Source organism: Frateuria sp. sgz306004 (assembly GCF_057750885.1).
On record NZ_JBYLFE010000001.1, the window covers coordinates 180,540 to 203,653 of the forward strand.

27 protein-coding genes are annotated in these 23,114 nt (G+C 63.9%); 15 read left to right on the top strand and 12 right to left on the bottom strand.

Features of this window, described 5'->3' with window-relative positions:
- Positions 1-86 precede the first annotated feature (86 nt).
- A complete protein-coding gene (locus AC3G2C_RS00810) occupies positions 87-1,334 on the top strand; it encodes an MFS transporter (RefSeq protein WP_488382704.1) in 1,248 nt (415 codons plus the stop codon).
- Between the two features lie 49 nt (positions 1,335-1,383).
- A complete protein-coding gene (locus AC3G2C_RS00815; protein WP_488382705.1) occupies positions 1,384-1,869 on the top strand; it encodes an FKBP-type peptidyl-prolyl cis-trans isomerase in 486 nt (161 codons plus the stop codon).
- Between the two features lie 98 nt (positions 1,870-1,967).
- Here AC3G2C_RS00815 and AC3G2C_RS00820 read toward each other — a convergent pair whose 3' ends face one another.
- The 4 genes from AC3G2C_RS00820 to AC3G2C_RS00835 all read right to left on the bottom strand — a co-directional run bounded on the left by AC3G2C_RS00820 (position 1,968) and on the right by AC3G2C_RS00835 (position 4,925).
- On the bottom strand, positions 1,968-2,396 hold the full coding sequence (locus tag AC3G2C_RS00820) for an organic hydroperoxide resistance protein (protein WP_488382706.1): 429 nt from the start codon (positions 2,394-2,396) through the stop codon (positions 1,968-1,970).
- A 4-nt stretch (positions 2,397-2,400) separates the two neighbouring features.
- Positions 2,401-2,859, bottom strand: coding sequence for a MarR family winged helix-turn-helix transcriptional regulator (locus tag AC3G2C_RS00825; RefSeq protein ID WP_488382707.1), 459 nt, complete (start codon positions 2,857-2,859; stop codon positions 2,401-2,403).
- Between the two features lie 76 nt (positions 2,860-2,935).
- Positions 2,936-3,505, bottom strand: coding sequence for a C40 family peptidase (locus tag AC3G2C_RS00830; RefSeq protein ID WP_488382708.1), 570 nt, complete (start codon positions 3,503-3,505; stop codon positions 2,936-2,938).
- A gap of 88 nt (positions 3,506-3,593) precedes the next feature.
- A complete protein-coding gene (locus AC3G2C_RS00835) occupies positions 3,594-4,925 on the bottom strand; it encodes a hypothetical protein (RefSeq protein ID WP_488382709.1) in 1,332 nt (443 codons plus the stop codon).
- A gap of 53 nt (positions 4,926-4,978) precedes the next feature.
- On the opposite strand from AC3G2C_RS00835, the gene AC3G2C_RS00840 reads away from it, so the two are divergent.
- The 4 genes from AC3G2C_RS00840 to AC3G2C_RS00855 all read left to right on the top strand — a co-directional run bounded on the left by AC3G2C_RS00840 (position 4,979) and on the right by AC3G2C_RS00855 (position 8,965).
- On the top strand, positions 4,979-6,238 hold the full coding sequence (locus AC3G2C_RS00840) for an NAD(P)/FAD-dependent oxidoreductase (RefSeq protein ID WP_488382710.1): 1,260 nt from the start codon (positions 4,979-4,981) through the stop codon (positions 6,236-6,238).
- Between the two features lie 58 nt (positions 6,239-6,296).
- Positions 6,297-7,643: a glutathione-disulfide reductase gene (gene gorA / locus AC3G2C_RS00845; protein WP_488382711.1), complete on the top strand. Its 1,347-nt coding sequence runs from the start codon at positions 6,297-6,299 to the stop codon at positions 7,641-7,643.
- A 101-nt stretch (positions 7,644-7,744) separates the two neighbouring features.
- Positions 7,745-8,524 (top strand): N-formylglutamate deformylase, encoded by a 780-nt coding sequence (hutG, locus tag AC3G2C_RS00850; RefSeq protein ID WP_488382712.1) that lies wholly within the window; start codon positions 7,745-7,747, stop codon positions 8,522-8,524.
- 186 nt (positions 8,525-8,710) lie between these two features.
- Positions 8,711-8,965 carry a hypothetical protein gene (locus tag AC3G2C_RS00855; protein WP_488382713.1) on the top strand — a complete coding sequence of 85 codons (255 nt, stop codon included), beginning with the start codon at positions 8,711-8,713 and terminating at the stop codon, positions 8,963-8,965.
- A gap of 61 nt (positions 8,966-9,026) precedes the next feature.
- Here AC3G2C_RS00855 and AC3G2C_RS00860 read toward each other — a convergent pair whose 3' ends face one another.
- From AC3G2C_RS00860 to asnS, 7 genes are all read right to left on the bottom strand, one after another.
- Positions 9,027-9,449, bottom strand: a complete 423-nt coding sequence (locus tag AC3G2C_RS00860; RefSeq protein WP_488382714.1) for a RidA family protein — start codon at positions 9,447-9,449, stop codon at positions 9,027-9,029.
- Positions 9,446-10,114, bottom strand: a complete 669-nt coding sequence (can, locus tag AC3G2C_RS00865; RefSeq protein WP_488382715.1) for a carbonate dehydratase — start codon at positions 10,112-10,114, stop codon at positions 9,446-9,448. The genes AC3G2C_RS00860 and can overlap by 4 nt, the downstream gene beginning before the upstream one ends.
- A gap of 10 nt (positions 10,115-10,124) precedes the next feature.
- Positions 10,125-11,576, bottom strand: coding sequence for an aldehyde dehydrogenase (locus tag AC3G2C_RS00870; protein ID WP_488382716.1), 1,452 nt, complete (start codon positions 11,574-11,576; stop codon positions 10,125-10,127).
- Between the two features lie 63 nt (positions 11,577-11,639).
- A complete protein-coding gene (locus tag AC3G2C_RS00875; protein ID WP_488382717.1) occupies positions 11,640-12,428 on the bottom strand; it encodes an SDR family NAD(P)-dependent oxidoreductase in 789 nt (262 codons plus the stop codon).
- Positions 12,429-12,452: 24 nt separating this feature from the next.
- A complete protein-coding gene (locus AC3G2C_RS00880) occupies positions 12,453-12,767 on the bottom strand; it encodes a hypothetical protein (protein WP_488382718.1) in 315 nt (104 codons plus the stop codon).
- A 35-nt stretch (positions 12,768-12,802) separates the two neighbouring features.
- Positions 12,803-13,672, bottom strand: a complete 870-nt coding sequence (locus tag AC3G2C_RS00885; protein WP_488382719.1) for a MalM family protein — start codon at positions 13,670-13,672, stop codon at positions 12,803-12,805.
- A gap of 15 nt (positions 13,673-13,687) precedes the next feature.
- A complete protein-coding gene (gene asnS / locus AC3G2C_RS00890) occupies positions 13,688-15,103 on the bottom strand; it encodes an asparagine--tRNA ligase (RefSeq protein WP_488382720.1) in 1,416 nt (471 codons plus the stop codon).
- A 134-nt stretch (positions 15,104-15,237) separates the two neighbouring features.
- Between asnS and AC3G2C_RS00895 the strand changes: the two genes are divergently transcribed.
- The 9 genes from AC3G2C_RS00895 (at position 15,238) to AC3G2C_RS00935 (ending at position 22,495) form a co-directional block, all read left to right on the top strand.
- Positions 15,238-15,564, top strand: a complete 327-nt coding sequence (locus tag AC3G2C_RS00895; protein ID WP_488382721.1) for a HesB/IscA family protein — start codon at positions 15,238-15,240, stop codon at positions 15,562-15,564.
- Positions 15,565-15,735: 171 nt separating this feature from the next.
- Positions 15,736-16,137, top strand: a complete 402-nt coding sequence (gene rpsF / locus AC3G2C_RS00900) for a 30S ribosomal protein S6 (RefSeq protein WP_488382722.1) — start codon at positions 15,736-15,738, stop codon at positions 16,135-16,137.
- Positions 16,138-16,152: 15 nt separating this feature from the next.
- Positions 16,153-16,383, top strand: coding sequence for a 30S ribosomal protein S18 (rpsR, locus tag AC3G2C_RS00905; protein ID WP_111983860.1), 231 nt, complete (start codon positions 16,153-16,155; stop codon positions 16,381-16,383).
- 103 nt (positions 16,384-16,486) lie between these two features.
- Positions 16,487-16,936 carry a 50S ribosomal protein L9 gene (rplI, locus tag AC3G2C_RS00910; protein ID WP_488382723.1) on the top strand — a complete coding sequence of 150 codons (450 nt, stop codon included), beginning with the start codon at positions 16,487-16,489 and terminating at the stop codon, positions 16,934-16,936.
- A 207-nt stretch (positions 16,937-17,143) separates the two neighbouring features.
- Positions 17,144-18,589 carry a replicative DNA helicase gene (locus AC3G2C_RS00915; protein ID WP_488382724.1) on the top strand — a complete coding sequence of 482 codons (1,446 nt, stop codon included), beginning with the start codon at positions 17,144-17,146 and terminating at the stop codon, positions 18,587-18,589.
- Between the two features lie 145 nt (positions 18,590-18,734).
- Positions 18,735-18,887 carry a DUF3309 family protein gene (locus AC3G2C_RS00920; protein WP_488382725.1) on the top strand — a complete coding sequence of 51 codons (153 nt, stop codon included), beginning with the start codon at positions 18,735-18,737 and terminating at the stop codon, positions 18,885-18,887.
- Between the two features lie 191 nt (positions 18,888-19,078).
- The gene (gene alr, locus AC3G2C_RS00925; RefSeq protein WP_488382726.1) at positions 19,079-20,167 is read left to right on the top strand and encodes an alanine racemase; all 1,089 of its coding nucleotides are present in this window, start codon (positions 19,079-19,081) and stop codon (positions 20,165-20,167) included.
- 268 nt (positions 20,168-20,435) lie between these two features.
- On the top strand, positions 20,436-21,815 hold the full coding sequence (gene radA, locus AC3G2C_RS00930; RefSeq protein ID WP_488382727.1) for a DNA repair protein RadA: 1,380 nt from the start codon (positions 20,436-20,438) through the stop codon (positions 21,813-21,815).
- A gap of 116 nt (positions 21,816-21,931) precedes the next feature.
- Positions 21,932-22,495: a hypothetical protein gene (locus AC3G2C_RS00935; RefSeq protein ID WP_488382728.1), complete on the top strand. Its 564-nt coding sequence runs from the start codon at positions 21,932-21,934 to the stop codon at positions 22,493-22,495.
- A 7-nt stretch (positions 22,496-22,502) separates the two neighbouring features.
- Here AC3G2C_RS00935 and AC3G2C_RS00940 read toward each other — a convergent pair whose 3' ends face one another.
- Positions 22,503-23,114, bottom strand: coding sequence for a glutathione S-transferase family protein (locus tag AC3G2C_RS00940; RefSeq protein WP_488382729.1), 612 nt, complete (start codon positions 23,112-23,114; stop codon positions 22,503-22,505).

Genomic DNA, 23,114 nt, shown 5'->3' on the forward strand with positions numbered 1-23,114 from the left:
GTTGCCCTTGCGCGATGGCCGGCTTGATGGTTCGCTTGCGGCCTGCGAGCCGCGCGGGCGGACGCGATCATCCGGATGGAGTTGTCATGTCGCCGTTCGCGCCTCTGCGGGAGCTCAACACTACCCAGCGTCACACCGTGATGGCCAGCTTTCTTGGCTGGACGCTGGATGCGTTCGATTACTTCTTGCTGACGTTTGTGGTCATCGGGGTGGCGAACGAATTCCATGCCAGCAAGGCCGATGTCACCTTCGGTTTGTTCCTGACACTGGCGGCACGGCCGCTAGGCGCCTTGCTGTTTGGGCGATTGGCCGACCGCTACGGGCGGCGTCCCATCCTCATGCTGGACGTGATCCTGTTTTCGCTGTTCGAACTGGCCACGGCATTTTCCACCTCACTGACCATGTTGCTGGTGCTGCGCTTTCTGTTCGGCGTGGCAATGGGTGGCGAATGGGGCATCGGCGCGTCGCTGGTGATGGAGTCGATTCCGCCGAAAGCACGCGGCATCGTTTCGGGTTTGCTGCAGAGTGGTTATCCGTGCGGATTCTTCCTGGGGGCGCTGGTGAACTGGCTGCTGGTCGACCATATCGGCTGGCGCGGCCTGTTCGTGGTGGGGGCCATGCCGGCGTTGCTGGTGCTGTATATCCGCCGCACGGTGCCCGAATCGGAGGTTTGGCTGCAGGGGCGGGCGGTGCGTGAAAAGCGCGGCCTGTTCGAGGCCATGCGCGGCCATTGGAAGCTGGCGCTGTACCTCATGCTGCTGATGGCGGCGTTCAACATGTTCAGCCACGGCTCGCAGGACATGTACCCGACCTTCCTGCAGTCGGATCTGCATATCCCGGGCGGCTCGGGCACCGCCTTTCTGCTGACGGCCCTGCTCAATATCGGCGCTCTGGTGGGCGGGTTGTTCTTCGGCTCGCTATCGGAGCGCATCGGGCGGCGCCGTGCCATCATCCTGGCGGCCTTGCTCGCCATCCCGGCGATTCCGCTGTGGATGCACGGCGGCTCGCTGTTGTTGCTGGGTCTGGGCGCCTTCCTGATCCAGGTGATGGTGCAGGGCGCCTGGGGCGTGGTACCCACTCACCTCAACGAGTTGGCCCCCGATGAGGTGCGCGGGACCTTGCCGGGCTTTGCGTACCAGATGGGCAACCTGCTGGCGGCCATCACGGCCACTGCGCAGACCTGGATCGCCGGGCGGCACGGCGGGGATCTGTCGTTTGCCATGTCGCTGTGGATTGCTGCCGTGGCGTTGCTGCTGGCGGCCCTGGCCTTGCTGGGCCCGGAGGCGCACGGGGTGCGCTTTGGCCAGGGCGGGGCGGGTGGCCAGGGGTCTTAGCGTCCAGCGGTGCTAGAATCGCGTTTTTAGATCCATCACGAGACACGCAATGAAGGCTGGCAAGGACAAGGTCATCTCGCTTCACTACACGCTGACGGTGGACGGGGAAAAGGTCGAGAGCTCCCTCGATCGCAACGAGCCGCTGTGGATTCTGCTGGGCCACGGCCAGCTGATTCCGGGCCTGGAAAAGGCGCTGGAAGGCCGCGAAGCCGGCGAGAACCTGCAGGCCGAGATTGCTCCGGCCGAAGGTTACGGCGAGCGCCAGGACGGGCTCACCCAGCGCGTGCCGAAGAAGTACTTCCAGCAGGCTGCCAAGCTCAAGCCCGGCATGACCACCGTGCTGGCCCTGAAGGAAGGCGGCCACCGCGTGGTGGTGGTGCAGAAGGTGGGCATGAGCACCGTCGACGTCGACCTCAACCACCCGATGGCCGGCAAGACGCTGAACTTCGACGTGACCGTCAACGAAGTGCGCGACGGTACCGAGGAAGAGATCCAGCACGGCCACGCGCACCCGCCGGGCGCCGAGGCTCACTGAGCCGGGGTTCGTCCCTATCACGACGGGTGAGCGGTTGCCCCTCACCGAACAACGGCGCCCTTGGGCGCCGTTGTCGTTTCTGCGTCAGGCCGTTTGGATCAGACCAGGTTGATCTGCACGTCCACGTTGCCGCGGGTGGCGTGCGAGTACGGGCAGATGTCGCGGTGCGCGGTGTCCACCAGTTCCTGCGCAACGGCGCGGTCCAGGCCCGGCAGGCTGACGTCCAGCTTGACCGCGATGCCGAAGCCGGTCGGTTCGCGCGGGCCGATGCCCACATGCGCCGTGACCGATGCATCCTTCAGCGTCACGCCCTTCTGACGGGCCACGAAACGCACCGCGCCTTCAAAGCAGGCCGCATAGCCAGCGGCGAACAACTGCTCGGGGTTGCTGCCTGCGCCGCCTGGGCCGCCCAGGCCCTTGGGTACGACCAACTGCAGGTCGAGCACGCCATCGTCGCTCTTGGCGTGGCCTTCGCGGCCGCCGGTGACGGTGGCGGTGGCGGTATAGAGAATCTTGCTGATGTTCATGGGGTTATTCCTCGCTGGGGGAGAGTTGGAGTTGCCGTGAAAGTCGCTTCAGTTCATCGCGTAGCGATTGCATCTGGTCGATCGATAGCTGCAACCGCTGCGCCATGCATTCGGGTACCGCGCTGGCTTGCTCACGCAAAGCCAGGCCGGCGTCGGTGAGGCGGATTTCCACTTCGCGCTCGTCTTCCTCGCGACGCTGTCGGCTGACCAGACCGGCGGCCTGCAGTCGCTTCAGCAGCGGGGTGAGCGTGCCCGAGTCCAACTGCAGCCGCTGACCCAGTTCGCGGACGGTGAGGCCGTCGCGCTCCCAGAGCACCAGCATGGCGAGGTATTGCGGGTAGGTCAGCCCCAGCGGTTCGAGCAGTGGCCGGTACAGGCCGGTAACCGAGCGCGAGGCGGCGTACAACGCAAAACACAATTGCTGGTCCAGTAGCAGTTGGTTGGGCGTGGGGGTCCGTTTCATGTTTGGCATCCTATGCTCAAAATTAAATTGTGTACAATTCAATTTTCCAATTGAATCGATAGGCCCCGTCTTTCACTCAATCGAGGAGGCGTTTGCCGAAAGCGAAGTGGTCACGCCAGTAGGGCCCGTCGATGTCGTCCAAGCGTACGGTGCCGCCGCTGTTGGGGGCGTGTACAAATCGACCCTTTCCTACGTAGACGCCGACATGGCTGATGCCACCGTTACCCCCGAAGAAGACCAGGTCCCCGCTCATCAAGTCGTCCATCTGACGCACTTGCTGCCCACTCATCTGGGACATTTCACGCGAACTGTGCGGTAGCTGCAGCCCCGCCGCATTGCGGTAGATGTAGTCGACCAGGCCAGAGCAGTCGAAGCCGCCATCAGGCGTGTTGCCACCCCAGCGATAGGGCGTGCCTACCAGGGCGATGGCGCGGAACAGCACGTCGTTGGCCGTGCCCGCATTGCCTGCGGGGGCGCGGGCGGGCAGGCCGGCCAGGCTCGAGCGTGACTCACGGTAGGTAGGTTCAGGTTTGCGCGGGCCGCTGGCGCAGGCGGCGAGCAGCAGGGCCGTGGTACCTACGAGAACGTGTCGTCCGGCCACCCATGCTTTGCGCGGTGAGGTAGGAGCGAGATCATCCGAATTCATGGGGCTCCCCCAGTTCAGGCCAAGGGGAGGTTATCAAATCAAAGGTTTGGGCGGAAGAATTAAGTGCTCACCTGAATTTTCTCACCGTTTATGAGCCGGGTTTTCCCACGGTGAGGTTGCGCTTGGTCAAGGTGTGCCCTTCGCGGTCCCAAGACACCAGCAGATAGTCGCCTGGACGCAGATACAGCGTGTTGACCGTGTTATCGGCGGTAAAGACATAGCGATCGGCCGCCACGGCATCATCGCCTTCACCGGCATAGCGAGCCTCCACCACGCAAGGCAGCTGGCGCTGGCACATTTCGCTCGAAACCAGCCGTGTTTGCCGCGCCCCGTCCAGGCTCAGCCAATGCGGACGACGCTGGTGTCCAGAGGGCGGCAGGATCACATCGACATCATGGCGGGTAGGGTCCGACGACCAGACACTGCCCAACTGCCGGCTCACCAGCACCGAAGGGCGATCCACGGGAAACGCTGCGATGAGCTGTGCGTACTGATCGGTCTTGGGCATGGGGCCGATGTCGCGCCAACGCGTTTGATCGACCGACAAGGGGTCAAAACCGCTCAATTGCTTGAGCTGCATGGCCATGGGCTTGATATCGCCACCCAGGTTGCCCGGTGCTTTGTCGATGTGGGCGTAGCCGGCGTGAATGAATAGCTTGGCCTTGGGATCCTTGGCGAACACCCTGCGGTAGAGCATGCTCGCTTGGCCGGCCTCTCGATCGGCCAATACGTCGGCATCCGATTCATACGTCACAATGTGAAAACCGAGCCGGATGGCCTCGCGAATAATGTCGCCGTAGAGCGGCTCTCGTATGTATTCGCTGCCCGAGCTGGGCGTGGGGTAGCCGCGCTTTGTCAATCCGGTGTCGCTGTTATTGAGCGCCTCCGCGGCGAAGTAGGTGAAACCCTCGGCCCTTAGCTTGGGGAGCAGGGCAAGGGTCAACACGCGAGTGTGGGGGTCGTGATGGGCCTCGTTGATCATCACGATGTGACGATCGATGGCCAGTTGGGCGATTTGCTCCACGGCGTCGGTAGCCTGCCAGTCGCCGGGCACCGGCAGCGTGATGGCCGAATGGGCGCGATTGTCGAAGGGAAAGTCGATCACGGCCTCGTCATAGAGGCCAAGCTCCGCTTCGGTGGTGGCAAGCAGTTGCTGGTCGATGAGGCGGTCGTCACGGCTGAGCTGTGGCATCACCTGACGCAGGTAAATGTAGCGCTCGAGCTCGTTTTTCATGTGCGCCGTTTCCTTGAACAGGTCGCGCGACACCTGCGTTCCGCTGGACGCAGTAGCCGGCGCCGCGACGCTGCCTGGCGCCGACTGCGCATGCACGAGATTCACCGAGCCCAGTGCCATCGCGTAACCCAGACAGAGGCTCGGGAAATACAACATCCTGCCGTACTTCACATTCGTCCTATCCATTGCGCTGATCCCTCGGGGTTAGGGTCGGGCTGTCGCGACGCTACAATGGCTCTATGGATGCTTCACGCAGTGATGTGTTGATTCTCGGCGGCGGCGTTATCGGCCTGGCCTGTGCTTATTACCTGCTGAAGTCCGGAGCGACCGTGCGCGTACTGGAGCAGGGTAACCCGGGTTGCGGCAGTTCGCACGGCAATTGTGGAACGATTACCCCCAGCCACGCCGCCCCCCTGGCCATGCCCGGCATGCTCAGTGTGGCGTTGCGCTCGATGGTGCGTTCCGACGCGCCGCTTTACCTCAACCCTCGTTTCGACGGGCCGCGACTGCGCTGGCTGCTCGGTTTCGCGCGCCATTGCAACTGGCGGGATTTCGAACGCGCCGCGCGGGCACGCTCGGCCATCCTGCAACATTCGCGAGCCCTGTTAGGTGAACTGGTACGCAGCGAGCGCCTCGATTGCGAGTTCGGGGAGGAGGGGGAACTCTACGTTTATCGCACGACGCGTGCCCTTAAGGCGGATGAGCGTCACCACGCCCAGTTGCTCGATCGTCTTGGCGTAGAGGTGCAACGCTGGAGCGGAGCAGAGGTGGCAGCCAGCGAGCCGGCCCTGAAACCGGGTGTGGCAGGAGGGTTGTTCCACCCTGGCGACGCACGGCTGCGGCCTGATCGCTACGTGGCCGAGCTGGCGCGGAGAGTGACCGACTTGGGGGGCGTCATCGAGAGTGCTGCGCGCATCGATCACTTCGGGGCCGAGCGCGGACGCATCGACTTCGTGCGCACGACGCGAGGCGTGTTTCGTGGAGAGCACGTAGTGATGGCGCTGGGTGCATGGTCGCCGCTCATGGGGCGCCTGCTTGGCTTGCGGTTGCCGATGCAGCCGGGCAAAGGCTACTCGATGACCTATTCACGACCATCGCTGGCGCCCCGGCACGCGCTGGTGCTGCGAGAGGCGGCTGTTTGCGTCACCACCTGGGAGAGCGGCTACCGACTGGGCAGCACCATGGAATTCTCAGGTTACGCCGAAGGTCTCAACCGAACGCGGCTGGACGCCTTGCGACGTGGCGCGGCTCAAAGCCTGCATCAGCCAGAAGGCCCGGAGCTGCTTGAGGAATGGTGGGGTTGGCGACCCATGAGTGTGGATGAGGTGCCGATCATCGGTGCGAGTACGCGCTATGCCAACCTGATGTTGGCCACCGCCCACGGCATGCTGGGCGTGAGCATGTCGGCCGCCACGGGCGAGCTGGTAGCCGCATTACTGCGCGGCGGTACGCCGGCCATCGACCCGGCGCCTTATGCGCCCGCACGTTTTGGCGTGTGACATTGACGCGGCCTGATCGTGGCGACCGCTACGGTACCGGCATGGAGAGGAGTGAACGATGTCGGACACGTTTGACCTGATCGTGCTGGGCGGTGGCTCCGGAGGCCTGGCTACCGCGTTGCGCGCTGCTCGCTATGGCGCGCGCGTTGCCTTGCTGGAGCCACATGCATTGGGCGGCACCTGCGTCAATGTGGGCTGCGTGCCCAAGAAGGCCCTGTGGTTCGCCGCGCAATTGGCACAGGGACAACAGCTGGCGCGTGACTATGGGTTCGCCTTGCAACCAGGTCCGTTGGACTGGGAGCACTTTCGGCAGCTGCGCCAGGGATACATCGATGGCATTCGCCAGCGCTACGCCGCGCGGCTATCGGACGCCGGTGTGCAGGTCTTTGCGGAAACCGGGCGCTTCGTGGCGGCCGATCGTGTCGCCACCGCCGGGGGAGAAGAGCTTTGCGCGGCGCACATCGTCATCGCGACGGGAGGGCGCCCGCGCCGGCTGGATATCCCCGGGTTTGACCTGGGCCTGCTATCGGACGACATCTTTGCCATGCGTGTGTTGCCGCGGCGCGTGGCGATCGTCGGCGGTGGCTACATCGCCGTGGAGTTCGCCGGCTTGCTGCGCGCGCTGGGCAGCGACGTGAGCCTGTTCGCACGTCGGGGGCTGCTCACCAGCTTTGATGGGGAGTTGGTCGACGCGCTGGAGGAACGCATGCGCCACCAAGGCATCGATGTTCGGCATGGCGCTCATGCGCGGGGTTTGCGCCGGGACGGCGAAAGCCGCGTGCTGGAGGGCGATGCCTTTGATGACTGCCCACCTTTTGACGCCGTGCTGTGGGCGGTCGGACGAGACCCCAACAGCGATCGGTTGGATCTTGGCGCGGCGGGTGTGGCCTTGGACGCCGGGGGGCATGTGGTCACCGATGCTTGGCAGAACACCTCGGTAGCGGGCGTCTACGCCGTAGGTGACATTACCGCGCGGGTCGAATTGACCCCGGTAGCGGTGGCTGCTGGGCGGCGGCTTGCCGATCGCCTGTTCGGCCGCCAGCCCGACAGTCGCCTCGACTACGAGCACATCCCCAGTGTCGTTTTCGCGGAGCCACCGTTGGCGCAAGTGGGCGTGAGCGAGGCTGAGGCGCGCGAGCGGTTCGGCGAAGACGTTCGCGTATACCGCAGCCGCTTCACTCCCTTGCAGTTCGCGGTGGCCGGGATACAGGGCAAGAGCTTGATGAAGCTCGTCTGCGTGGGCGAGGACGAACGGGTCGTGGGCATTCATGTCCTGGGCGCTGGCGCGGAGGAGATGCTGCAAGGCTTCGCCGTGGCGATGAAGATGGGCCTGCGCAAGCGAGACCTGGACGATACGGTGGCCATCCATCCCAGTTCCGCCGAAGAGCTGGTGCTGATGTCCTGATCACGATCTTTGCGTGGCCGCCCGGAGATCGCCAACCGGCGCCGCGCGTGGTCAGTACCTGCCGACTACGCGAAGCACGCCTCAAGCTCTAGACTGGCGGGATGGAACTCGTGACTTTGCATCGCGGCACAGCGCCGCTACTGATCAGCCTGCCGCATGACGGCAGCTTCATCCCCGAGGCCGTCGCCGCGCGCATGCAACCCCAGGCGCGCCGCTCCGTGGACACCGACTGGCACGTCGGTCGGCTGTACGAGCCGCTTGCCAAGGCGCTGGGCGCGAGCCTTTTGCGTCCACTGGCTTCGCGCTACGTGGTCGACCTGAATCGTCCCGCGGATGGGCAGGCGCTGTATCCGGGGCGTCGCGAAACCGGCTTGGTGTCCACCATCGGTTTCGATGGAGAGCCGCTATATCTCGAGGGCGCCGAACCGACGGCTGAGGAAATTCAACAGCGGGTGAATGAGTTCTGGCATCCGTATCACAACGCGCTCTCGCAAGAACTTGATCGCCTGCGCGCGGAGCACGGGCGTGTCGTGCTGTGGGAGGGTCACTCCATTCGCAGTCGAGTACCCATGTTGTTCGAAGGGCAGTTGCCTGACTTCAACGTCGGCACCGCCGATGGCGCGAGTTGCTCGTCTGGGCTGCAGCAAAAGCTTCAGGACGTGCTGAATGCGCAGTCTCGCTACAGCTTCGTCGTGAATGGACGCTTCAAGGGTGGCTACATCACCCGCCATTACGGCCAGCCGGGGAACAATGTGCAAGCGGTGCAATTGGAGTTGGCACAGCTCAATTACATGGACGAGGAGAGCTTCGCTTACGACGAGGCCAAGGCAACGCCATTGCAGTCGTTGATCGAACAACTACTGCGCCAGTGCCTGACTTGAGCGCAAGAAATATCGACACTCGTTAGGGCTTTGCAATGTCAAGCCGTCTGCGACCGAAATCGCATGGCTTCGCAGCGGATGGATAGTTTCGGCGTGCATTGAAACATGCCATGTTTTAGCCGTCGCGCCGCCCGCGTTTGCCGGGTTCCGGCCGGGTCCGCGACATTCGATTCGAGGTTCAACGACATGCGTAAGTTCGCGATCGCTTCTCTGCTTGTGGCGGGTGTGGCTCTCTCTGGTTCCGCGCTGGCTCAGAATGCCGCTCCGCAGGCGGCGCCCGCGACTCCTTCGGCAGCCGCTCAACCGGCAGCATCTACGTCGCACCACCACAAGAAGAACAAGTCCAACAACGGTCAGCCCAAGAGCACCAAGCAGAAGGGTAGTCACTCGGCCAAGCGCACCGCCAAGGCGCCCTTGCCGGCGACCGAGCCGAGCCACTGATCGACTACGGTCAAGCAAAAAGAGCCGGCGTTCTGCGCCGGCTTTTTTTATGCAGGGCTGATCATTGGGGCGGCAGCACAGCCACGCACTTCAGCTCAATGGCGATGGGTGTGGGCAGCGCGGTAATGCCCAGCGTGGTGCGGCAGGCATCCACCCCGGCGAAATACTCCGCGTAGAGCCGGTTATAGGCAGGGAAATCACGTGCCATATCGGTGAGAAACACCGTGACGTCAACGAGATCCTCCCAGCGTGCGCCACTGGCTTCCAGCACGGCCCGCACGTTGGCGAACACCTGACGACATTGCGCCTTGATGTCGTAGCCCACCAGGCGCCCTTCGGCGTCGTGTATGTTGCCAGGGATGGCGTTGCTGCCCGGTTCGCGCGGCCCCACGCCCGAGAGGAACAAGAGGTCGCCCACGCGACGCGCGTGAGGGTACGCGCCGACCGGCGCGGGCGCGCGATCGGTGCGTACGATGTCGCTCATCGATTGAACTCGGGGATGGTGCCCAAGCGCTGCAGGGCATGTTCGTATGCAGGCTTGAGTTCTTCGCGCGAACTCACGTGCATGCCCAGATCGTTCACATGACCATCGAACAGGCTGTAGCACCAGGCGTGCACGGAGAGCTTTTGGCCGCGCTCCCAGGCATCCATCACCATGGTGGTGTGGCACACGTTGACTACCTGCTCCATCGCGTTGAGTTCGCACAGGCGAGCGTTGCGCAGGTTCATCATGTCGATGCCGGTGAGCAGCTTGGAGTGCTTCTGGGCCACATCGCCCACGTGACGCAGCCAGTTATCGACCAGGCCCATGCGACGCTCGTCCAGTACCGCTTGCACGCCGCCGCAGCCGTAGTGGCCGACGACGAGGATGTGCTCGACCTTGAGCACGTCCACGGCGAACTGGATGGTGCTGAGGCAGTTGAGGTCGGTGTGCGACACCACGTTGGCAACGTTGCGCTGCACGAAAATCTCGCCGGGCGGCAGGTCCACGATTTGCGTGGCGGGCACGCGCGAATCGGAACAACCGATCCAGAGATACTTTGGCGCTTGCTGCTGCGCGAGTCGTTCGAAGAAACGCGGGTCCTGCGCACAGACGGCGGACGACCATGCGCGATTGCTGTCGAGCAGATTCTGGAGGGGGCTTTTCACGGCAGTACTCTCAGTAGCGAATGCAAATGTTTTTCGGTTCGGTGAAGAAGCGCAGCGCCTCGACGCCACCTTCGCGGCCCAGGCCCGATTGCTTGGTCCCGCCGAAGGGCGTGCGCAAGTCGCGCAGCAGCCAGCAGTTGATCCAGACGATGCCGGTATCCAGTTGCGCCCCGAAACGGTGTGCGCGCGACAAGTCGCGTGTCCACACCGATGCGGCCAAGCCGTAGCCGGTGCCGTTGGCCAGCATCAGCGCCTCGGCTTCGTCCTCGAAGGGAATGAGGCAGACCACCGGGCCAAAGATTTCCTGCTGGTTGGTAAGCGTGTCGTTGGCGAGACCTTCGATCACGGTAGGCGCGACGAACCAACCGTTCGCACAACGCCCATCCATCGTTATCGCGTCGCCACCGCACAGGATCTGGCCACCCTCGGCGCGGGCCTGTGCGATGCAACCCATGACTTTGTCGAAGTGGGCCTGCGATACCAGCGCGCCCAAGTCGCTGCCGGGGTCGTTGGGGTCGCCCACCCGCAGGGCGCGCACGCGCTCGAGGTAGCGTTCGCGAAAGCGCTCATAGATTGAGCGCTGCACCAGCAGGCGCGAACCGCACAGGCAGATTTCGCCCTGGTTGGCGAAGCCGGAGCGAACGATAGTGTCCAGGTTGGCGTCGCTGAGGTCGGCGTCCTCGAAGACGATGGCGGGGTTCTTGCCGCCCAACTCCAACGACAGCTTCTTGAACTGCGGCGCCGCGGCGGTGGCGATCTGTGCGCCTGTGCGCGTGCTGCCGGTAAAGGACACCGCTTTGACCTGCGGATGCTCCGCGATGGCCTGGCCCACGTTCGGCCCGCGTCCTTGCACGATGTTCAGTACGCCCGGCGCAAAGCCAGCCTCGATGCTCAGCTCACCGAGCAAGGCGGCGGTACAGGGCGTGATCTCCGAGGGCTTGGCCACCACGGCATTGCCGGCCGCGAGTGCGGGGGCGATTTTCCACGTGAAGAGATACAGCGGGAGATTCCACGGGCTGATGCAACCCACGACACCTAGCGGCTGGCGCAGGGTGTAGTTGATGGCACCGGTTTCCATGGCGTGCGATTCGCTGCTCCACGGCACGATGGCGGCGGCGAAGTAACGCAGGTTGGCCACCGCGCGAGGAATGTCCAGACTACGCGCCAAGCTGACGGGTTTGCCGGAATCGCGCGATTCCAGTGCAGCGAATTCGTCGAGACGAGCTTCGATCAGGTCGGCCAGGCGGTGCAGGAGCCTGGCTCGTTGTTCGGCCGAGGTGGTGCTCCACGCCGGCGCGGCACGCCGCGCGGCCTGCACCGCGGCGTCCACATCAAACGAAGAGGAGTCGGGGCACCGCGCAAAGACTTCGCCAGTGGCGGGCTCGTACACGTCCAGCCAACGGTCGTCGCGCGGCGCCTGCAGGCGACCATCGATCAGGTTGGCGAGGCGCAGGCTTGGCATCGGTACAAGCTTAAGGCCTGAGGCGTCCAATTGCACCGGACGCCGCCGTATGCGCTGGCCTGTTCAGCTCAGTGCGCGGGTACGGCCGCCGTCCACCGCGATGCTCACGCCGTTGACGTAGGCCGCCGCCGGTGTGCACAGGAAGGCCACCACCGAGGCGACTTCCGCGGCGTCACCGAATCGCCGGGCGGGCACCGTGGCCAGCATGCCCTGGGCGATGTCCTGCTCGCTGCGGCCGCTGGCGCGGGACTGGGCGGCGATCAGGCCATCCAGGCGTGCAGTACGGGTGTAACCCGGCAGCACGTTATTGACGGTGATGCCATCGGACGCCAGTTCCGAGGACAGGGTCTTGGCCCACGCGGCCACCGCCGCACGCACCGTGTTGGACACGCCCAAGCCGGCGATGGGCTCTTTCACCGAGGTGGAAATGACGTTGACGATGCGACCGTAGCCACGCGCCCGCATGACGGGCAAAAGGGCCTGAACCAGGGTTTGCCCGGCCAGCAGATGCTGGCGGAAGGCGGCCTCGTACGCGGCCGCTTCGGCGACATGCGCCGGGCCGCCCGGCGGGCCGCCGGTGTTGTTGATCAGGATGTCCTGCGCTTGTTCGCCCACGATGTTCGCAAGGGTCGTGCGCAGCGATTCGGTCTGCTGCATGTCGACCGCGAACCAGCGATGCTGCTGGTTATGCGCGCGTGGCAGCGCATCCGCGGCGGCGGCAAGCGTGTCGGCCGAGCGGGCCAGCAACGTGACGGTGGCGCCTAGTTCGGCCAGTTCGACCGCGCTGGCATGACCAATGCCTTGCGAGGCACCGCATACCAGGGCGTGGTGTCCACTGAGGTCCAACTGCATGGGCGACTCCGATGATGGTTGGGGCTAGCGGGCGCTGAACTGCACGCCAAGCGCGGCGAACCAGCACAGCCATGCCAACCATAGACTGAAACGCCAAACGCGACGCCAGTTGGTGATGGCGCGGTCTTCCAGTGCGGGCAACACGGGCGAGCGCAGGGCGAGCTGCAGTCGCATCCAGGTCCGCACCGGGTTGGTGGGGCGGCCCTCGGTGTCGGTGATGATCTGCCATTCGCGCGGATGCTGTTTTCGCAGCACCGCGGCTACGCGGTATTGCGCGAAAAAGTGCAGCACGAAGCAGACCACGCCGGCCAGCAAGAAGGATAGATAAAGCTCGACCATGGGCGAGGGGGTTCCAATGAAGCTTGGGTAGGCGCTCAACCGCTGGTTGCGCTGCCTGCCACGGGTGTCGGGGTTTTGCCATCGGCGCCGGTGTCGCTCTTGGTGGCGGCAGGCTTGCTGCTTTCGCCAATACCCGGCAACGGAATGGTGTCACGCAGGGTGTTGAGCACACCGTTTCCTTGCGTCGGCTTGGCACAGATGGCGTTGTCCACGGCGTCCTTGTAGGTCTTGTCCATCATGCCGATCCACACGGTGCCATCCGGTCCGTGGGGGACCTTGAACGTGCCGGCCGCGGCCATTTTCACCGGGGCTTCCGCCGAGAATGCGGCGGGCGATTGCTCCCAGTACGTATTGCTCGACTGCTGTTTGGCCGAGCTGTACAGCACCATGTAGCGTGCGCGCTTGTCGGTCACTTCCACGCTGCCGAAGGCGCCGGTGGTTTCGTCGGTCCAGCCCATGTGCTCACATAGGCCCACGTCCTGGCTGTTGATGGGCTGGAAGGCCTCGTCCAACAGCACGATGGTGGGCGCGAACAAATAGCTCGCGCGCAGCCAGCGCCCGTTGAGCTCGGACTTGAAGGCGATGCGATACGGGAACTGCGTTTCGCGAGGTAGAGCAAACGCCAGGAAATAGCTGCGTTCGCCATTGAGGCTCGCCACCATGCTGCCCGGGCCGAGCACGAATTTCCGCGGCTGCCAGGGCAGGGTGTTCTGGTAGGAGAAATCCGCGAAGTTGGTGCAGCAGGGGGTGGCCTGCTGCAACTGCTTCTTGGCCTGATCCAGGCTCTTCTGTGCGTCTTCGGGCGCACGCAGGTTCGGCGGCACCAGCGTTTTCACGCTGTGGCAGCCGCCCACCATCACGGCGGCGGCGACAAGGGCAGTGGCAAGGATCGGGCGATGGCGCATGGGCTGACCGTGTTGTTAGAACTCCGCCGTTCCCGCCGCACGCGGGTAGGGAATGGCGTCGCGGATGTTGGACAAACCACACACATACACCAGCAGGCGCTCGAAGCCGAGGCCAAAGCCGGCATGGGGTACGGTGCCGTAACGGCGCAGGTCACGGTACCAGCTGTAGGTGACCGGATCGAGGCCGAAGTGAGCCATGCGGCGGTCGAGGTAATCCAGTCGCTCCTCGCGCTGGCTGCCACCGATGATTTCGCCGATGCCCGGCGCCAGCACGTCCATCGCGGCGACGGTTTTGCCGTCGTCGTTCAAGCGCATGTAGAACGCCTTGATCTGCTCGGGGTAGTTCATCACCACCACCGGGCGACCGACGTGCTTTTCGGCGAGATAGCGCTCGTGCTCGGTTTGCAGGTCGATGCCCCAGGCCACCGGGAACTCGAACTTCTGGCCACAGTTCTTGAGAATCTCCACCGCCTCGGTGTAATCGATGCGCTCGAACGGCTGGGTGATAAAGGCTTCCAGACGGCTGATCGCATCCGGCTGTACACGCTCGGCGAAGAACGCCATGTCATCCGCGCGCTCTTCCAGCACGGCCTTGAAGATGGCCTTGAGAAAGCCTTCGGCGCAGTCGGCGTTGGCGTTGAGGTCGGCGAAGGCGATCTCCGGCTCCACCATCCAGAACTCGGCCAGGTGGCGCGCCGTGTTGGAGTTCTCGGCGCGGAAGGTCGGGCCGAAGGTGTACACCTTGCTCATCGCCAGGCAGTACGCCTCCAGGTTGAGCTGGCCGGACACGGTAAGGAAGGCTTCGCGGCCGAAGAAATCCTTGCGGAAATCGACCTTGCCCTCCGGCGTGCGCGGCAGGTTGGCCAGGTCCAGGGTGGACAGGCGGAACATGTCGCCCGCGCCTTCCGCGTCGGACGTGGTGATGATCGGCGTGTTGATCCAGAAGAACCCCTGCTCGGTGAGCCAGCGATGGATCGCCGTCATCATGGTGTGGCGCACGCGGGTCACCGCGCCGAACAAGTTGGTGCGCGGGCGCAGGTGCGCCACTTCGCGCAGGAACTCCATGGTGTGCGGCTTGGGCTGGATCGGATAGGTCAGCGGATCGTCCACGAAGCCGGTCACCTCGACGGTATCGGCCTGGATTTCGAAACGCTGCCCTTTGCCCTGCGAAGGCACCAGCGTGCCGGTGACGATCACGCCGGCACCGGTGGTGAGGTGCTTCACTTCGCTCTCGTAGTTGCCCACCTTGTCGGTCACGACCGCCTGGATGGGGTCGAAGCAGGAGCCGTCGGTGACATTCACAAAGGACAGGCCGCCCTTGGAATCACGGATCGTGCGCACCCAGCCGCGCACCGTGACCACACTGCCGGCCTCGATGCTGCCGGAAAGTGCCTGCTTCACGCTCGATAGAATCGGGCTAACCACCGCCATGGATTGAAACTCCTGCTGGGCGCCGCATATCGGGCGCATAAGTCGAATGGGGCATAATAACGAACGTTTCGTTCAGGTAGCGACCCTTTCGCCTCCTTTCGGACCCTTGAACCCTTCAGCAAGTTGCATCGTCCATGACCATCACCATTACTCCCGCCGCCAGCGAACGCATGCGCAGCTTCCTTGCCGGTACTCCCGGCGCCGCTGGCGTGCGCTTTGGCGTCAAGCGCACCGGCTGCTCGGGCTTCGGCTATGTCGTGGATCTAGCCAGCACCCTGGGCGAGGACGACCAGCGGGTCGAGATCGACGGCGTGACCCTGATCGTGGACAGCAAGAGCCTGCCGCTTGTCGATGGCACGGTGATCGATTTCCAGCGCCAGGGCCTCAACGCCAGCTTCGTGTTCCACAACCCCAATGCCACCGGCGAATGCGGTTGCGGCGAGAGCTTCACGGTCGGCTGAACGCCGGCTCCAGGGGTGTCGGCAGCAAGCCGCTTGCCCCAAACGCCTGAAATCTCTTACACTTCCGCTTCTGTCCAGGCCCCTTGGGTCGGGATGGAACCTTGCCTCACCGCATAGTGCGGGAGGCTGTCAGGCCCCAAAAGGGCCGCATCCACAAGGAGTTACCACAAAATGTCCCTGCGACATTACGAAGTCGTGTTCCTGGTCCACCCTGACCAGAGCGAGCAGGTCCCGGCCATGATCGACCGCTACAAGGTGCTGATCGAAGCCGACGGCGGCAAGATCCACCGCCTGGAAGACTGGGGCCGCCGCCAGCTGGCTTACCCCATCGTGAACCTGGCCAAGGCTCACTACGTCATGCTCAACATCGAAGTGAGCCAGAACGCGCTGAACGAGTTGGAGTCGGGTTTCCGCTTCAACGACGCCGTGCTGCGTCACCTGGTCATCAAGCGCGATGCCGCTGATACCGAGCAGTCCTTCATCCTGAAGTCCAAGGAAAAGGATGACGCCAAGTCCTCGCGTCGCCGCGATGACGAAGCGCGTGACGACAACGATCGCGACAGCGACGACTGATCAGGAGCCTAAGCCATGTCCAAGTTCTTCCGCCGCCGCAAGTTCTGCCGCTTCACGGCTGAAAACGTGAAAGAGATCGATTACAAGGATCTCAACACGCTGCGCCAGTACGTGACCGAGAACGGCAAGATCGTGCCGAGCCGCATCACCGGTACCAAGGCCCGCTACCAGCGTCAGCTGGCGACCGCTATCAAGCGCGCCCGCTTCCTGGCCCTGCTGCCCTATACCGACAACCACGACGTCTAAGTCGTGGCGCGCGCCGGGCCTCGGCCTGGCGCGCAGTCCCACTCTTCGGACAACCGTCCACGGCTGCGTCGGGCCACACCGGCGCTAACGAAAAGGAACCACCATGGAACTGATTCTTCTCGAAAAAGTCCGCAACCTCGGCAACCTGGGCGACAAGGTCAAGGTCAAGCCGGGTTACGGCCGTAACTACCTCCTGCCGCAGGGCAAGGCTGTGCCGGTCAACGCTGCCAACCTCGAAGCCTTCGAGAAGCGCCGCGCCGAGTACGAGGCCAAGGCTGCTGCCGCCCTGACGGGCGCCGAAGGCCGCAAGGTCAAGCTGGAAGACGTCTCGGTGACCATCACCGTGAACGCCAGCCCGGAAGGCAAGCTGTACGGCTCGGTCGGTCCGCGCGAAATCGCCGAGGCTCTGGAAGCCGCCGGTTACGACGTGCACAAGAACGAAGTGATCCAGGGCGAAGGCCCGATCCGCAACACCGGCGAGTTCGACGTCGTGATCGCCCTGCACGCTGACGTGCAGACGCAGATCAAGGTGATCGTGGTCGGCGAGAAGTAAGCCCGCCCGCTCGCTTGCAACACCCAGACGGGCGCCCTCGGGCGCCCGTTTGTTTTGGCGGCGGCACGGGGCTCCATCCGTGCCTGGCCCGTCACACACAGGTTATCCACAGAGTTATTGTCTCGCGGCTTGCGATGGCGCCGCGTATGCTCTTGACCCAACGTCATGCCGCTGGTGGCCTTCACCGGCAAGCTGCGAGGAATCGCGATGTCTTTCGTTCCAGACTCTTCCGACCGACCCGAACGCCCCGGGCGTTCCGACAGGCGTGGTCGCGGCGAGCGAAAGTCCTCTCCACAGCTCGACGCTCTGCGTATGCCGCCGCACTCCATCGAGGCGGAACAGGCGGTGCTGGGCGGCCTGATGCTGTCCCCCGATTCGCTGGACAAAGTGGCTGACCGCCTGGGCGAGCAGGATTTCTATCGTCGCGACCATCGCATGATCTGGCGCGCCATCACCGAGCTGGCCACCAAGGGCATGCCCTGTGATGCGGTGACCCTGGGCGATTGGTTCGAGGCCAACGGCCTGGCCGAAATGGTCGGTGGCGCGGCTTATCTGATTGAGCTCGCCAACACTACGCCGAGCGCCGCGAACATCGCGGCCTACGCGGAGATCGTGCGCGAAAAGTCCGTGCTACGCATGCTGATCGACGCCGGCACCGAAATCACCGAGGACGGCTACCTGCCTGACGGGAAGACCGTGCAGGAGGTGTTGGAGCGTGCCGAACAGCGCGTGTTCAAAATCGCCGAGTCGGGCGCGCGCGGCAAGAAGGACACCGTGTCCATGCGCGATGCGGTAAAGGACGCTTTCCGCATCCTCTCCGAACGCTATGAAAATCGCGGCCAGCTCACCGGTATCTCGACCGGCTTTTCCGACCTCGACGAGCTTACGTCCGGCCTGCAGCCGTCGGACCTGATCATCGTGGCGGCACGTCCCTCCATGGGTAAAACGGCTTTCTCGGTGAACATCGCCGAAGCCGCGGCCATGCGTGGCAAGAAGGCCGTGGCCATTTTCTCGATGGAAATGTCAGCCTCGCAGCTGGCTTTCCGAATGATTTCGTCCGTAGGTCGCATCCATGCGCAGCACCTGCGCAACGGCGATCTGGCCGAAGAGGATTGGCCGCGCGTCACCAATGCCATCGCATTGCTGTCCGAGGCGAAGATTTTTATCGACGACACGCCGGGCCTCTCGCCAGTGGAAATGCGCTCGCGCTCTCGTCGCCTGCATCGCGAGCACGGTGGCCTTGGCCTCATCGTGATCGACTACCTGCAGCTCATGCAGGTGCCAGGCATGAAGGAAAATCGCGCGACGGAAATCTCGGAGATCTCGCGCTCGCTGAAGGGCCTGGCGAAAGAGCTTAATTGTCCGGTGATCGCCCTATCGCAGTTGAATCGCTCGCTGGAGCAGCGCGCCGACAAGCGCCCCATGATGTCCGACCTGCGCGAATCAGGCGCTATCGAGCAGGACGCGGACGTGATCATGTTCATTTACCGCGACGAGTACTACAACAAGGAATCGCCGGATAAGGGCTTGGCCGAAATCATTATCGGCAAGCAGCGTAATGGCCCCACCGACACGGTGAAGCTCACCTTCCTGGGTCACTACACAAAGTTCGAGAACTACGCGCCCGATTCCTTCGTCGGTGCGTTTGAGTAAGCAGGCAGTTCTTCAGGCGACGTTCCAGTAGCGGAACGTCGCCTGTCTCCATGGCCGCTCTATGCATGCCGTACACATAACGGCGCACTGACGTTCACGACATGCCGTGCACCGTGGGCTCCTGTTTCCCACGCGAGGATCCGCCATGTCGCTGCTTCTGCTGCTTGTCATCGTCTTGCTGCTGCTTGGTGCACTCCCGTCCTGGCCGTACAGTCGCAACTGGGGTTACGGCCCGAGTGGTGGCTTGGGCTTGGTGCTGATCATCGTGATCGTGCTGCTGGTGCTTGGTGTGGTCTAAGGGCATGCAGACGATGGGCTGTCTCGGGGTTGCCAGGGCATTACCCTGAGATGGCCCGCTTTTCCGGCTATGCTGAGTGCGGGAGACGGATCGCTGTTTGGGCTGGCTGCTAAGCTTGGTGCTTGGTTCAGTACGGCGGTTCGTCGTTTTCACTCCAAACATCTTGCGCACGCGTGGCGCCACCTAAAGGCATGAGTCGTACAACCGTCGCCACCATCCATCTGGGCGCACTGCGCCACAATCTCGCCCGCATCAAGGCCATGGCGTCGCCGGCCAAGGTAATGGCAGTGGTCAAGGCCGATGCCTATGGGCATGGCCTGGAGCGTGTGGCGCGCGCGCTGGATGGCGAGGCCGATGCGTTTGCGGTTGCGGCCCTGGGTGATGGCCTGCGCCTGCGGGCGGCTGGGCATCGGCAGCGCATCGTGGTGCTGTCGGGCCCGGATCGGGCCAGCGACATCGCGGAGATGCAGCGACTGAACCTGGATGCAGCCATTCACCACGAGGCGCAATTGCAGTGGCTGCGCGAGGCTTCGCCTTCGCGAGGCTTATTGCGCGTGTGGCTGAAGGTGGACAGCGGCATGCATCGCTTGGGCTTTGCGACGGAGGCCGTGCCCTTTGTGCACGGGCAGTTGTCCACCATGGCCGGGATCGATCCGGATATCGGTTTGCTCACCCATTTCTCTGAGTCGGAAGTGTTCGATGGCGTGCAGACGCCCGCCCAGATCGAGCGCTTCACCGCGGCCACGCAAGGTCTTCGTGGGCCGCGCTCCTTGTCCAACTCCGCCGCTGTGCTCGGCTGGGAGGCCGCGCGTGGCGATTGGGTGCGCACGGGTGGATTGCTGTACGGTCTTTCCGTGGTGGATGGCAAGTCCGGTGCTGATTTCGGCTTCCGGCCCGCCATGACGCTGAGTACCCGCCTGATCGCCATCAACCACATCGGTCGCGGCGAGCGGATTGGCTATAACGGCACCTGGACCTGTCCGGAAGACATGCCGGTGGGCGTGGCCGCCGTGGGTTATGGCGACGGCTACCCGCGCAGCGCCGCCGCCGGCACACCGGTGCTGGTGGGTGGGCAGCGGGTGCCGCTGATCGGTCGGGTATCGATGGATTTGATCACGCTTGATTTGCGTGGCGCCCCTGAGGCCAAGGTCGGTGACAGCGTCACCCTGTGGGGGCCGGAGTTGCCGGTCGAGGTCATCGCCGCGCATGCCGGTACAATCTCCTACGACCTGACCTGCGGTATGACTCGACGCGTGTTGTTCGTTGAGGACGAGGGCTAGCAGCCCGCTCACGATCTCCGCGTGGCCGTGTTGCGTGGGCATACCCGCGCAGCCCTTGGGGCCGGGGTGCTTTGCCCGCAATTCCGCGTCACTACTCAGTTGTGGACGGAAGTACAACCGTCATTCTTGCTTGATCTGCCGGCACATTGCTTCCGGCGCGGGCCACGCAGAGATGGTGAAGAGGCTCTGAGGTTCGCTTGGCGTCTCGCCGTCTGCGATGGCGGCCGGTTAAGCTCTCGCTATCGCATCGTTGCCCAGGATTCCACGCATGGCCAAAGCCAAGACCGCCTATGTCTGCACCGATTGTGGTGCGGAGCATTCCAAGTGGCAGGGCCAATGCCTGGAGTGCAATGCCTGGAACACGCTAAGCGAAATCGTGCTGCAGCCGGCGGTGAAGTCGGCCGGTGCCGCGCGCAGTACCGGCTATGCGGGCGGCGCAGCGGGCTCACCCAAGGTCACGCCGTTGACGGCGGTGGCGCTCACGGCCGAAACGCGCACGCTCACCGGCATTGGCGAGTTGGATCGCGTGCTCGGTGGAGGGCTGGTCGATGGGTCGGTAGTGTTGATCGGTGGTGATCCCGGCATCGGCAAGTCGACCCTGCTGCTGCAGATGCTGGGCACACTGGGCGCGCAGGTGCCCAGCGTGTATGTCACCGGCGAAGAATCGCTGGCCCAGGTGGCCGCCCGCGCTCAGCGTCTGGATCTGCCGCTGGGGCCGCTGCATGCGCTGGCGGAAACCTGTATCGAGCGCATCATCGAGCAGGCGCTGGCGAGCAAGCCACGTGTGCTGGTGATCGACTCCATCCAGACAATCTGGACCGAACTGCTGACGGCGGCCCCGGGTTCGGTGAGCCAGGTGCGCGAATCGGCCGCCAAGCTCACGCGCTTCGCCAAGGAAACGGGCACTTCAGTGTTTCTCGTGGGTCATGTGACCAAGGAGGGCGGCATTGCCGGCCCGCGCGTGCTGGAGCACATGGTCGATGCGGTGCTCTATTTCGAGGGCGAGTCGGGCAGTCGCTTCCGCGTGCTGCGCGCCTTCAAGAACCGTTTCGGTGCGGTGAATGAATTGGGCGTGTTCGCCATGTCGGAAAAGGGCCTGCGCGAAGTGCCCAACCCGTCGGCGATCTTTCTTTCGGCGCACAGCGGCCCGACCTCGGGCAGCGCGGTGATGGTCACCCGCGAGGGAACACGGCCGCTCCTGGTGGAAGTGCAGGCCTTGGTGGATCAATCCTCGCTTGGCAACCCGCGCCGCGTGGCGCTGGGCTTGGAGCAGAACCGCCTGGCGATGCTGTTGGCGGTGCTGCATCGCCATGGTGGCGTGGCCGCGTACGACCAGGACGTGTTCGTCAATGTGGTCGGTGGCATTCGCGTGCAGGAAACCGCGGCTGACTTGCCGGTGTTGCTCGCGGTGTTGTCGAGCTTGCGTGACCGGCCATTGCCGGAGAAGACCATTGCCTTTGGCGAAGTGGGCCTTTCCGGCGAGATCCGCCCGGTGCCCAATGGCGAGGAGCGCCTCAAGGAAGCCGCGCACCATGGCTTCCAGAAGGCCGTCGTGCCCAAGGCGAATGCGCCCAAGAAGGGCAGGGTCGGCGATATGGAGGTGGTGCCGGTGGAGCGTCTCTCGCAGGCCATCGACGCAGTTCGCTGAACGCGGAGCAAGCGACCATGGCGACGGCAAGCGAGCCGCCATCAAGGAACGTGTAGCCTGCGCTTCCCCAGGTCGATCAGGCAGGATGCTGTATGTATCGCAAGTGGACGTGCGCAATGGCAGGTTGGATGGTCGCGCTGGCCGGTGTGGCCTTCGTTGGTTCGGCATGCAGCGAGGATGCGCCCAAGCCTGACGAGCAGGTCACCGGCAGCGGCGGGCGCCTGCTGCATTACAGCTCCACCCAAGTGGACGTGGGTTTGACCGAGCAGGATAAGCAGACCTACCAGCGCGTTCGTGATCATCGCTACGACACCCGCCTGGATCCAGCGTTGGATGCCGTGCTGGCGACCTTGCGAGAGCAGGGCTACGAAGCGACCACGGTAGACCGGGAGTTTCACCTGATCGAAGCGCGCCACGACGAAGTGCTGATCAGCAAGGGGCGGGAGATTCTTCGCGGCGTTCTCAAGTCGAAGATGTCCTTGCCCGGCAAGCCCGATCACCAAACCACAGAAGCGCTCGTGTTACTCATGCCTGCCACCGATGGGCATGGCGTGCTGGCGCGCACGCGTTTTCGTCGAACCGTGTGGGACAGCAACGGCGACGCTCGGACCAGCGTGCTCAGTGATGCGGCAACTTACGAGCGTTTCTACGGCGCCATGGCGTCGCATCTGGCACGCTGAGCGGTACTCACTCCGGCGGTAGCGCCTGGAATGAGGGCAGCTGCTCGGCGCGCATCGAGAGGGCGGCCAGGGCTGGATACGTTCGTTGCCCGAGCGCATCGCGCGCCACCAGCTGGGTAAAGCGCCATGCGACGGCGGTGCTCAGGTCGGCTTGGCTGAAGGTGCCGGCGACCAGCCAATGGCCGTTGGCGGCTGCCGCGTGGCGCTCCAGTGTGTCGTAAGCCGCGCACAGTTGGCCTTGTACGCGAGCCAGCCAGTCGACGTCCCGTCGCTCGGGTACTCGCTTGTGCTCGTAGACGATCTGCACGGACTTTTCGCTGGCGGTCAGCGCAGTGCCGATCAGTCGCAGCGCTTGCAAGTGCTCATCCGCGGCACTCGGCATCAGGCTGGGGGCGGTGCGCACCGATTCCGCCCATTCGATGATGAGCGACGAATCCACCAGCAGTTCACCATCGTCGCCGATCAGTGTGGGGGCCTTGACCAGCGGGTTGATGGACTGAAACTCGTCGAAGTTGCGAAAGACAGACAGCGACCGATGCGTAAAGGATAGGCCCAGCATGTGCAGCGAAATCGCCGCACGTCGCACAAAGGGCGAGTCGAGCATACCGATCAGTTCCAC